This window comes from Nonomuraea sp. NPDC049141, from assembly GCF_040648415.1.
GTDB lineage: Bacteria > Actinomycetota > Actinomycetes > Streptosporangiales > Streptosporangiaceae > Nonomuraea.
In genome coordinates this window covers 1-4,427 of the sequence record NZ_JBEZDR010000080.1, presented here as the reverse complement: position 1 = coordinate 4,427, position 4,427 = coordinate 1, and the positions used below count along the sequence as shown (strand labels likewise).

The window sequence follows — 4,427 nt, the reverse complement described above, 5'->3', positions numbered from 1 at the left end:
GCCGCCACATGTCCGAACGAGATGAGGACCGGCCACACCAGTTCCCTGATCCGCAGGAACCACAGCAGCGACCCGGCCACGACAAGCTCGTTCAACACCATCGCGCAGGCGGCGCCGTAGGCGCCGTACCTGCCGTCGAGGGCAAGGTTGAATCCCACACTGCCGCAGATGCTCAGTACGAGCACCACCAACCGGCTGGCGGCACGGCCCCGGGCAAGCAGGATGGCGGACAGACCAAAGTTGGCGAATCGCAGGGCGAGGAACAGGGTGAGCACCATCGCGAGTTCCGGGATGTTCCCCGCCTGGTCACCGAACAGCACCACGGTCGCGATGGGAAGACCGATGAACATGACGCCGGCGGCGCCCTGACCCGCGAGCCCGAAGAACTGGAAGATCGTGAGCGGGTCGTTCGCCTGGGCGGTCCCGGAAGTCCCCTTCGGCGCGGCATAGGCGAGGGCGCCGAGGCCCATGGACGCCGCGACCTGGACCGCCGGTCCGATGATGGCCGCGGCCGAGACGTACTCTCCGACTTCCACGGCGGTGACGAAGAACGCGAGGATGAAGACGTCGCCGCGGAAGTAGAAGAGACCGAGCAGGTCGGAGGCGAAGTACGGCAGCGCCAGCCTGATGTGCTGGGCCGAGCGGACACCTCGGGAGGCGCGCAGCGACGGCAGGATCCGCACGACGAGAACCGCGGCCGTCGACCGGAGGACGGACGTCATGAGGAAGTAGACGGCAGCGTCACCGAGGGTGAGCCCGTCCATCAGCCACACGTCGATCGCGCACGCGCCGACGAGCAGGAGGCCGGTGGAGGTGTTCGTGAGCGGTTCGAGCCAGGCCGAACGCGTGCCTCGGATGAGGACCCACGCCGTCTCGTTCCACTGTTCGAAGAGGCTGGCGACGAAGACCAGGAAGAAGGCGAGCTGCGCTTCCGGGGGAAGGAGCACGCCGATCACCACGTACGCGACGGCGGCGGCCGCCATCAGCACGACGAAACGGCCGCCATGGATCCGGGCGACCACGGGCGGCGAGACCGAACCCGCGGCGGCCTCCCTCGTCAGGTAGGTCGGCAGACCGAGGGAGAGCGCGGCGGCGGCGAAGGACGCGGAAAGCGTGGCCATCCCGTAGAAGCCGACGGCCTCGACGCCGGCGCCCCTGGTCAGCAGCGCCATGACCACCAGGGTGGTGAACCGCGTGGCCAGGGTGGAGAGCCCCAGCAGGCCCGACACGACCGTCAGGGACGTGCGCCGCCCCGCCGGCGCCCTGGCCTCAGTCGCGACCATTGCCGGTCGCAACCGCCGAGAACCGCGTCCGGGCATGGAAGTAGCCCGCCACGAGCGCCAGCATCAGAAAATAGGGTCCCTGCATCAGACCCCAGCCCGTCATACCGACAAGGACGAGAGCCGGCAGAGCGCTGACCAGGACCCTGGGTGCCAGTTCCGAGGTCCGCGTACGAAAGACGGCGCGGATGGCCGCCGTCGCGGTCCGCACGAACGGCAGCCAGAGGAGCAGCGCGCCGATGATGCCCACCTCGGCGGCGCTCAGCAGCAACACGTTGTGTACGGGCACGCCGCTCGCGGTGAGCGGATCCGAGGCGCCGACGACGGCGACGTAGCTGTTGGGTCCCACCCCGGCCCACGGATGCGCGCGGATCGCGTCCACCGCGACCATGAGGAGGTGTTGACGGGAACCCCCACCGGGGTCCGCCATGAATCGCTCGATCAGCCAGGGTAGCGACGCCACGCCGAGCACCCCGGTAAGGCCGACGACCACGAAGTACTTCTTCTGCCACCGCCCGGTCATCAGCTCGAGCAACATGAAGATGAGGATCATGGAGACCACGGCTGCGAGAACCGTGCGACTCTGGGTGAGGGACACGCCGATGAGGACGACACCGAGCGTCGTCCAGGCCACCCATCGTTCCCGCACCGTCCGCTGCGGCAGCGTCAGCGCGCACAGGCCGCAGAAGAACAACAGCTTCGCCAGTTCGCCAGGATGGCTCGTCAGGCCCGTGGCGCGCCCGAGCACGTCGAGCGCCTGTTGGCCGGAGACGCGTCGCAGCGGAAAACCGAGGACCGCGGCGGTGATCGCGAAGAGTTGAAGCCACGCCACGGCCGCGAAGGCCCAGAGCAGGACCGAGTGCCGCCGGTCCGCGCGCTCGGCCGTGGCCCCGACGGCGAACACGATCGCCGCCAGGCAGAAGTGCAGCAGACCGCTCACGATACGCAGGGACGCGTCCCAGTGGACCGCGGCGAACAGGGCCAGCCACCCGAGGAACGGCACCCACAGCAGGAGTGCCCGGACGAATCGACGACGCGTGTGCATCATGACCAGCACGAACGCCACAGCGATCGCGATGGTGTACGAGTAGAGCGTCGGCGTTCCCGTCGACACACCGGCGTAGATGACGACATCGGCGGGAGCGAGGGCGATCGGCACCAGTCCGAGGGTCGCCACCAGGATCGCCAACGCGGCGACGATGCGCTGATCCGGATCGGAGCGCAGCCCTGCGGCGATCGACCGGCCGGCCCGGGTCAGCTGGACGACCAGGCTCGGGGCCCGATGGCGGCCCGGCCCACGGACTCCACGGCTCTCGCCGCCCGGGCCGGCAGCCGGGTCGACGTGTGTCCGAACTGGCTCCCGACCGCCGCTGCGCCATGTCGCCGGGGCATGGCGTGGATCACCCGGGGGATGACCGCTGGCCGTACCGGTGAACATGACATCTCCGTATCAGCCTTGGTCGGCCGGTCGCTGCCACGGCTGCGCTGGTCGTGCCGCCGTGCGGGGGTTTCGCTCACGCCCAGAGGGCGGGATCCAGAGCCGATGACGGATCGCTCCGGGCCGAAGCGGGACTTCGCGCGCTCATCATAGAGGTGGGTGTCAGCGAGGAACCATAGGTCCCGGGCCCGCCCACGAGGACTTCCGGGCCCGCACGCCGGCTGTACCGGGCATGACACCGAACGTGTGTCTGGTGATCGCGCGGGGGTCCGCACATACCTGACGGGAACGGTCGAATTCCACTTCGTGTGGCTCGCGGCCTGTCGCCGGCACCACAGATCCTGCGGCCGGCAGGCAGGAGCCGATCCGTATCCTACGACTCGCCGATCACCTCTCTCGCCAAGGCGCCAACATGAACCTCATCCAGGCGGACGGCTCGACGTCCGCGGACCAGACGGTCGAGTTCCCGGTGCCCACGGCGCTCGATCGGCCGACCCCACCGGCCACCTCGCGGGCGCCGCGCCTGTACGTGCTGGACCTGCTGCGCTTCCTGGCGGCGATGAGCGTCGTCGCGTACCACCTGCTGTTCGCCGACGCCAGACAGACGTGGGGGGCCGACACGGCAGATCTGTTCGGTGCCCCGCTGCGGCACGCCGCCGGCTACGGATGGCTGGGCGTCGAGCTCTTCTTCATGATCAGCGGCTTCGTCATCTGCATGAGTTCGTGGGGTCGGCCCCTGCACGACTTCTTCATCTCGCGGGTCACGCGGCTGATGCCGGCGTATCTGTTCGCGGTCGCGCTGACCGCGTCGGTCCTCGTGTTGTGGCCGCAGCCGGGGGAGAAGGTGCCCAATCTGCCACAGATCATCGGCAACCTCACCATGGTGCAGAATCTGCTGCGGGTGAACGACATCGACGAGCCGTACTGGACCCTGCTGATCGAGCTGAAGTTCTACCTGCTGTTCCTGATCGTGATCGCCTTCGGCGTCACGTACCGCCGGGTCCTGATGTTCTGCATGATCTGGACGGCGCTCGCGCTCTTCGCGCACAGCGCCGACTCCAAGCTCCTGACGTTGGTGGTCGAACCGCGGTTCGCGTCGTACTTCGTCGCGGGAATGGCCTTCTACCTCATCCACCGGTTCGGGCCCGATCTGCTGCTCTGGTGCATCGTCGCCTTCTCGTTCGCGGTCAACGCCGTCATGCTGGATCTGCGAGTCGCTCCGCTCGTCAAGGCCGGCCTGCCCATGTCGTGGAAGGCGGCACTGATCCTGGTCGCCTTCTTCTACCTCCTGATGACCGGTATCGCGCTCGGTTGGTTCGCGAAGATCCAGTGGCGAGGGCTGGTGACGGTCGGCGCGCTCACCTACCCGCTCTATCTGCTCCACTCGGCCAACGGGCGCACGGTCATCCGTCAGCTACGCGACGACGTTCCCCCGTGGCTGCTCCTGGGCGGCGTCGTCGGGGTGGCGCTGCTGCTGGCCTACGCCGTGCACCGGTTCGTGGAACGCCCGCTCAGCCGGGCGCTGCGAAACGGGCTGAAGAACAGTTTCCAGAAGGCCCGTGCCGCCTCGGAACCCAGCGGCCCTGATGCCGTGCCCGTCGGCGATGCGCTCGTCCACCGGCAGCGGCCCGACCCGATCCGGTGACCGCTGCCGCTCACCAGCGGCGCGGCCGGATCGCTGCGGGCTCTCGCTCCGGCCGGTGCCGATG

Annotated in this window: 3 protein-coding genes; 1 reads left to right on the top strand and 2 read right to left on the bottom strand. The window is 68.7% G+C overall.

The genetic code is table 11. From position 1 onward, the window contains the following. Together AB0B91_RS64265 and AB0B91_RS64260 are read right to left on the bottom strand one after the other, a co-directional pair. Positions 1–1,283 (bottom strand): oligosaccharide flippase family protein (locus tag AB0B91_RS64265; RefSeq protein ID WP_358342829.1); only part of this gene is annotated, 1,283 nt, incomplete at its 3' end. Then, on the bottom strand, positions 1,270–2,718 hold the full coding sequence (locus AB0B91_RS64260) for an O-antigen ligase family protein (RefSeq protein WP_357661093.1): 1,449 nt from the start codon (positions 2,716–2,718) through the stop codon (positions 1,270–1,272). The genes AB0B91_RS64260 and AB0B91_RS64265, both read right to left, overlap by 14 nt. A 412-nt stretch (positions 2,719–3,130) precedes the next feature. On the opposite strand from AB0B91_RS64260, the gene AB0B91_RS64255 reads away from it, so the two are divergent. After that, a complete protein-coding gene (locus AB0B91_RS64255; RefSeq protein WP_357661095.1) occupies positions 3,131–4,363 on the top strand; it encodes an acyltransferase in 1,233 nt (410 codons plus the stop codon). The last annotated feature ends 64 nt before the right edge of the window (positions 4,364–4,427 follow it).